A 6,195-nucleotide genomic window follows, 5' to 3' on the forward strand; every position below is an offset into this window, starting at 1 on the left:
TGTTTTTTAAATTCAGTTGAAAACGTACGTCGTTGTTTTTTAGGCACTGTAGAGATCCGCTCCTTAGCATGATAGGTTTATTCTACAAGCCCTTATTTTTTCTGTCCAACTTAGTGTAGCCGATCCAGATTATGGAATGGTTGCCGCGCGATCTATTCGGATACGAGGTGGTGGAAAGGTTAAGCCCTTCCTCCGCGCCGGCCCCCTCGCAGCCAGAGGCCGAGCCCGCCAATCACTACGTCACGGTCGTCGCAGATATAGCGGAAGTTCGGGACAATCCGTTCGGCAAGGGCGAGTTAATTTTAATCGTTAAAAAAGGGGACCGTCTTCAATGGACGGGAAGAAGCGTAAGAGACGTTGCGACGGGCAAGTATTCGTACTTGGTTATGCTGGAGGGTGGAGAGACCGGGTATATGATTCAGGAGGATATCGAAGAAACCCAGTGATCCGAATGCCGGGTATACTGGACGCATGTTCGCAGCCAAAAGACCGTCGATTCGACGGTCTTTTGGCTGTTCGTCTTTTAACCCGGGAACGGGGCGGCCGGCAGTTGATCTCCCAATTCGGGAGCGAGATCGGACGAGACGTAGGTGGACACGGAGATGTCCTTGAGCGCTTGGGGGTACATCATGTCCGGATCGGGAAGGACGGCCCGATACTGGATAATCGCTTTGCCCTGATCGAAAGTTATCCCCGTAATCTCCATTCCGTAACCGGCGTGCGGCGCCGTAGCGGTAACCGTAACTTTCACAACTTCGTCCGTCAGCTTCTCGGAAGTGAGCTTGGCTTCGCTCAGAACGGCTGGCTCCGGCGTCTGGATTGGCGGAACTTCGCCAATAAAACGAACGGTTCTGTTGATCAGCAGATCGGCCTGAGCTTGCGTGACGCCGTTTTTCGGATTGAAACGCTGCTTGCCGTCCAGGGTGAAGATTTTAGCGATCAGCAGTCTCTGAATGCTTTCCATGTTGTCTTTCGAAATATGGTCGGCGTCGGAGATCAGAATGAAAATCTCAATCCAGGCGTAATCGCCTTTCTGGCTGAGAGCGCCATAGAGCCACTTGGCGAATTGCTCGCGATTGACCTTCGCGGAAGGATTCACGTCTTGCGGAAGATCCAGCCCGTTGTAATGCGCGATAATAAAATCGTTCGCGTAAGGGGCCGTGTCTTTCACCTTAGTATAGTAATCGCTAGCTTTCGGCTCCTTAATAAAACGGATATGATCGATATTCAGATCCAGTCCCTGGACGATGGCGCTGACGGCGCTGGCCACGGTAATACCTTTCTTATCGGCCGACTTGGCGCTTCCTGATCCCGCGAAGGCGGATCCGCCGACTGTTAAGCTGAAAACCGCGATCAAAGCGAGCAAAATCACCGACTTCCGAATTCTTGTTCTCATCCTTGTTCCCTCCGTATCGTTGTATTGGAATGTCTTCTGGTTTGGTATTGTAGACGGAGCCGGTCTGGAAAAGGTTGCACTCTTTCTTTTTGCGAAGAATACGGGGGAAGGAGGGACTTCCGCGATTCAGGCTGCGCATCGGACAACAAAAAAGAGAGCCCGTCGTGCAAGGGCTCTCGGTCGCTTAAGTATGGTGATCTGAACAGGGATCGAACCTGTGACCCCCACCCTGTCAAGATGGTGCTCTCCCAGCTGAGCTATCAGATCATGTTTTGTTTAGCGGCGACAAGTAATATAATAGCAAGCTGCGTGCCTGAAGTCAACCTGATTTTTAAAATTTTTTGTTCATTTTACCCGCAAAAGCTGTATCGCGCATAAGGACTGGAAAAAAGGGATGTTTCGGCTTCCGGCTGCGTACATATGTACGAAGAGCGGCGGGAGAGGGGGAGGCGAGTGGAGGAAGCGGCATTGTTTGCGGTGTGGATAGTCGGCTTGACCGTGTTGGTCGGCGGAGCGATGGCGGCGATTACGCGGTTCGTGACGCGGGACACTTCGGCGTATGACGAGCATACGACCTGGGCCCACCTGGCCCGGCGCGAGAACCGGCAACCGGAGGAACCCTCCGGGGACTTGCAGGAAGAGCGTCCGGCGCAGCTTGACCGCTAAAAAGGGGCTGCCGAAGCGGCATCGGCCGTCGGTTCCCCCTTGCTTGGGCATTATTCGTCCTCTTCCCACTTTCGGGAGTAGGCTTTTTTGGTCGTCCACAGTACGATCCAGATGAGCAGAACGGCGATGACACCGGCGATGATGAACGTGGTAAGCAACACGGTTCTTCCTTTCCTCGATGATGCTACTATCATAACATGAATTATTCGTTAGGGGTGAGCCGCTCCACCTCGTAAGAGACTTGCTGCTCGACGAATTTCATCCTGCCGGTGCGCCCGACGAACTCGGCCTGATCGTCTCCGTAATGCATCAGATAGATCCGCTTCTGCAAGTCCTCCGGCAAAGTCAGCAATTGCGGCAGACAGGCATGGACGGCGCCCGGAGGGTGCAGCTGGCAGTCGTGAAATATGACCTTGACGCCGCGTTCATGGACGAGCGAGGCCAACAGATCAGGATCGAACACCGTGTCTCCGGAATAGAAAAAGAAGCCGTTGAACAGCATCGAAAAATTCGGCTTGTTCGGAATGTGGCGGGTCGGTACGGGTTCGACCTCAAGACCCGGCATGAGCGGATGGCGCTCCCCGGGCTTCAGCGGCCTCACCTCGAAGAAGTCGTCGAGCGTATCTCCGTCTTCCTGTTGAAGCCCGCCCTTAAGAGAGTGTTCCCAGATCGGTTGAACGAGCTTGTCGGCAATATACAGAACCGGCTTGCGGCCGTAGACGTATTTCATCTGAAAGGCGAACTCTTCCAATCCCCCGATATGATCGGCATGAATATGGGTAATGAGAACCGCGTGCAGGTCGTTAAAGCCGTATCCCAGCTCATGAAGCGCTCTAGGCGCGGTTATTCCGCAATCCACCATCAGGAGCCGGCCTTCGGCTTCGATGAGAGCATTGTTGTTATGGAAGCTTTTGGCGAAGGCGCTGCCTGTTCCCAACATGGTAATCTTCAACTCGGTACCTCCTTAATAGGGGATTGCATACAAGCGATCGCAGCTTACATCAATGTACCATAATTTACCTTACTAAGTAAGAAGGCTGTTAAAAAAAGATGAGGCCGGCAGTGTCGGCATGGACGGCTTTCGCATAGTCTGTGGGAGACGATCGAACTCCTCAAGGCGGGCGAAAGGAAGATCTCCGATGGGCAAAGCGATCAAGAAGAAAAAATCGGCGGCGGCGGAGCAGCAAAAGCGGGCGCAGATGAAGATCGTAACCTCAGACGTCTGCGCCGTATGCAAGACGCCGTGCAGCAGAGGGCTTCGTTACTTGGCACAGATGAGCGTTCCCGGAGCGGTCGGACAAGGCGTTCCCTGCGTGCTGACGCTGCCCGGCCGACCGTGAACCGCGATTTCCCGGGCAAGCGCAAGCTTCGTCACGATGCGACAGATGAGGTCGACGAGGGGGAAATGATAAACTCTTCATTCATTTTTAACTTTCCTGCGCAACTTTCCGCATAGGTATCGGTATAACCAAATATAAGCACGATACGAGACGGCGAGAAGACGGAGGAAAAGAATTATGAAGGTTCGTAAACTGATCGTTCTGGTTGCCGCGTTCACGTTGTTGTTCGGCGGTGTAGCTTATGCGGATTCCGTATCTCAGAAATTAAAGGTTTTGATGAACAATAAGAAGTCGGACGAAGTGGCCGACGGAGGCGTCGTCGTGGACAATAAAGTCTACATTTCCTCCCAGGTCGTGTCGGATCGGCTTCAGGCGATCGTGGTCAGAGAGGACGGGAGGGCCGTCGTATACAAGCCCAACGTCCATATGGTAACCAACGTAGGATCGACGATATTCGCCGATGTGAAGATGAACGACAAGTTCAAATTCAGCACGTTTATTCAGGTGGACTCCTTGAAGCTCGACATTAATGCGCTGAAGCTGACGATCGCCGACCCCTACGGCGAAGAGAAGCTGATTGAGCAGCGCAAATCCGGGGACAGCGATTTTCCGGACGGGAAGTCGGATTTCTGGATCACGATGAAGGATATCTCCTATAATTTCGATAAGGCCGGCCCTTACACGCTCCGCTTCTCCGTCAAGCCGGTCGGCGATTCCTCCTTCAGGGTGATCTCGGAGAAAACGATCAATTCCAAATAACTCGAGTCGGCGTACCGAAGAAGCCCGAACCGCGACAGGTTCGGGCTTCTTTATTGTGCGCCCGGCATGGGCGATAACTCGGTGGTGAAAGTCCACTACAGGCTTGGCAGTAGGAACTGTTAGCTGAAGGCAAGGGTGTCGGTCGTGAGGCCGAATCTGAAGGAAGCCAGAGGCAAACCCTCGGTCTGACGAACAGAAATCACATACAAGGCATGGTGAGACGGATGAGCTTGCAGTACAAAGCAAAGTCCAATACTGCCCGAATCTCATCATGTAGATGTGGCAGATGGATGAGGGGAAAGTTATCGCTCTTACCCGGGGAGGTCTCACAGACATGAAGTAGGGAAAAAAAATCCGAAACACGGAGTAAAGCTTGCTGTGAGAAGTCAGCAGAGGCCATAGTACGCGAGCCGCGAAAGCGGCGAGCGGAAGGGCTGAACAATCGTAAGTCTCGAGTACAAACTGAAAGGAGAGTCGATGCGATGAAAGCAGAATACCGAAAGGGCTGCCGGCAAAGAGATAGCGTGGAACGTGAAGGGTATGCAGGAGCGCGGAGCATCGGAACTCGGGAAGGTAGAGAAAGAGACGGTGCAACCGATCTGATGGAACGTATCTTGGACAGAGATAATCTGAACCGGGCGTACAAGCAGGTCAAACGCAATCACGGAGCGCCCGGAATCGATGGGATGACCGTCGAGGCAGCGCTACCGTGGCTGCGAGAAAACAGAGAGAACCTTTTGCAACGAATTCGGGAAGGCCAATACAAGCCAAGCCCGGTGAGGCGCAAGGAAATCCCCAAACCAGATGGAAGCGGCATACGAAAGCTGGGCATCCCGACCGTAGTGGATCGGGTGATTCAACAAGCGATTGCCCAGCAACTGCAACCGATGTTTGAGCCGCTCTTCTCGGACGGAAGCTATGGTTACCGCCCGGGGCGAAGCGCGCAGCAAGCGATTCGGAAAGTCAAAGCCTATGCCGAGCAAGGCTATGGACATGCCGTCGAAATCGATCTGTCTAAATACTTCGATACGCTCAACCACGAGCTTCTTTTAAACATCTTGCGCAAACACATCCAGGACAAAGGCGTCATCGATCTGATCAAGAAATATCTGAAAAGCGGAGTCATGGAGAATGGGGTGCGTCGGGCAACGGAAGAGGGCTCGCCACAGGGTGGCCCGTTGTCGCCGCTTCTGGCTAACATCTACCTGAACGAATATGATCAGGAGATGAAAAGCCGAGGCGTGACGGTCATCCGCTATGCGGATGATATCGTCGTGCTGGCGAAGAGTAGACGAGCAGCCCTGCGACTGCTGGAATCCAGCCGGACGTACTTGGAACAGAAGCTCAAGCTCCAGATAAATGCGCAAAAGAGCAAGGTCGTCAGCGTCGTGGCGCAGAAACACTTCAAATTCCTTGGATTCGCGCTAGGCAAGAACGGAAAGGGCGTATGCGTGCGCGTACACCGCCAATCCCTGGCCAAAGCAAAGAAGAAGTTGAAGGAACTAACGAGCCGAAGTCAAGGCAGAAATGCCCGGCAGGTCATGGAGAACGTGAAAGTCTACATTCGCGGCTGGATCGGCTACTTCTATGTAGCGGACATGAAACGAATTCTGCAAAGCTGGAACGAATGGCTGAGAAGACGAATGCGCATGTATATCTGGAAGCAATGGAAGAAGCCGCGGACGAAGGTGCAGAACCTGCGAAAGCTTGGAGTGCCGGAGTGGCAGGCCTACCAATGGGGAAACACAAGGCTGGGTTACTGGCGAATCGCCGGAAGCGCAGTACTGAATCGCTCTGTAACAAACGAAAGGCTCGCACAAGCAGGGTATTATGACTTCCCTGCTCAGTACGAGCGCTTACGTCAAGTGCACTCAAACGGTTGAACCGCCGTGTACCGAACGGTATGCACGGTGGTGGTGTGCTGTGAAAGCTGCATCAGAGATGAGGGAAGGCCCCTCGACGGGGATCGAGTCAGGCGAACCCGTCAAACAGCCCTAAGCTGCTGCAATAAAGAGTTGTGGTAGTGAGCGTCTA

General features: G+C 53.4%; 7 protein-coding genes and 1 tRNA gene. 5 read left to right on the forward strand and 3 right to left on the reverse strand.

Annotated elements, in window-relative coordinates:
- The first annotated feature begins 131 nt into the window (after nucleotides 1–131).
- Nucleotides 132–446 carry a hypothetical protein gene (locus ACFO3S_RS27770; protein WP_378102997.1) on the forward strand — a complete coding sequence of 105 codons (315 nt, stop codon included), beginning with the start codon at nucleotides 132–134 and terminating at the stop codon, nucleotides 444–446.
- A 77-nt stretch (nucleotides 447–523) separates the two neighbouring features.
- Here ACFO3S_RS27770 and ACFO3S_RS27775 read toward each other — a convergent pair whose 3' ends face one another.
- Entirely contained in the window at nucleotides 524–1,396 is an 873-nt protein-coding gene (locus tag ACFO3S_RS27775) for an S-layer homology domain-containing protein (RefSeq protein ID WP_378103000.1), read from the reverse strand.
- A gap of 191 nt (nucleotides 1,397–1,587) precedes the next feature.
- Nucleotides 1,588–1,663, reverse strand: a tRNA-Val gene (locus tag ACFO3S_RS27780).
- A gap of 186 nt (nucleotides 1,664–1,849) precedes the next feature.
- On the opposite strand from ACFO3S_RS27780, the gene ACFO3S_RS27785 reads away from it, so the two are divergent.
- Nucleotides 1,850–2,062 carry a hypothetical protein gene (locus ACFO3S_RS27785; protein ID WP_378103003.1) on the forward strand — a complete coding sequence of 71 codons (213 nt, stop codon included), beginning with the start codon at nucleotides 1,850–1,852 and terminating at the stop codon, nucleotides 2,060–2,062.
- A gap of 202 nt (nucleotides 2,063–2,264) precedes the next feature.
- Here the strand turns inward: ACFO3S_RS27785 and ACFO3S_RS27790 are convergent, their stop codons facing one another.
- The gene (locus ACFO3S_RS27790; protein ID WP_378103006.1) at nucleotides 2,265–3,014 is read right to left on the reverse strand and encodes an MBL fold metallo-hydrolase; all 750 of its coding nucleotides are present in this window, start codon (nucleotides 3,012–3,014) and stop codon (nucleotides 2,265–2,267) included.
- Between the two features lie 187 nt (nucleotides 3,015–3,201).
- Here ACFO3S_RS27790 and ACFO3S_RS27795 point away from each other — a divergent pair, with 187 nt between their 5' ends.
- The 3 genes from ACFO3S_RS27795 (at nucleotide 3,202) to ltrA (ending at nucleotide 6,044) form a co-directional block, all read left to right on the forward strand.
- Nucleotides 3,202–3,402 carry a hypothetical protein gene (locus ACFO3S_RS27795; protein ID WP_378103009.1) on the forward strand — a complete coding sequence of 67 codons (201 nt, stop codon included), beginning with the start codon at nucleotides 3,202–3,204 and terminating at the stop codon, nucleotides 3,400–3,402.
- A gap of 177 nt (nucleotides 3,403–3,579) precedes the next feature.
- Complete coding sequence (locus ACFO3S_RS27800; protein WP_378103012.1) at nucleotides 3,580–4,161, forward strand: copper amine oxidase; 582 nt, start codon at nucleotides 3,580–3,582, stop codon at nucleotides 4,159–4,161.
- 482 nt (nucleotides 4,162–4,643) lie between these two features.
- Nucleotides 4,644–6,044, forward strand: a complete 1,401-nt coding sequence (ltrA, locus tag ACFO3S_RS27805) for a group II intron reverse transcriptase/maturase (protein WP_378103014.1) — start codon at nucleotides 4,644–4,646, stop codon at nucleotides 6,042–6,044.
- Nucleotides 6,045–6,195 lie beyond the last annotated feature (151 nt).

Origin of the sequence: Cohnella hongkongensis (assembly GCF_042654645.1) — a bacterium.
GTDB classification, from domain to species: Bacteria; Bacillota; Bacilli; order Paenibacillales; family Paenibacillaceae; genus Cohnella; species Cohnella hongkongensis.

Coding starts and splice junctions, on each gene's coding strand:
- ACFO3S_RS27770 (WP_378102997.1), top strand. CDS start 132: ATGGAATGGTTGCCGCGCGATCTATTCGGATACGAGGTGGTGGAAAGG.
- ACFO3S_RS27800 (WP_378103012.1), top strand. CDS start 3,580: ATGAAGGTTCGTAAACTGATCGTTCTGGTTGCCGCGTTCACGTTGTTG.
- ACFO3S_RS27795 (WP_378103009.1), top strand. CDS start 3,202: ATGGGCAAAGCGATCAAGAAGAAAAAATCGGCGGCGGCGGAGCAGCAA.
- ACFO3S_RS27775 (WP_378103000.1), bottom strand. CDS start 1,396: ATGAGAACAAGAATTCGGAAGTCGGTGATTTTGCTCGCTTTGATCGCG.
- ltrA (WP_378103014.1), top strand. CDS start 4,644: ATGAAAGCAGAATACCGAAAGGGCTGCCGGCAAAGAGATAGCGTGGAA.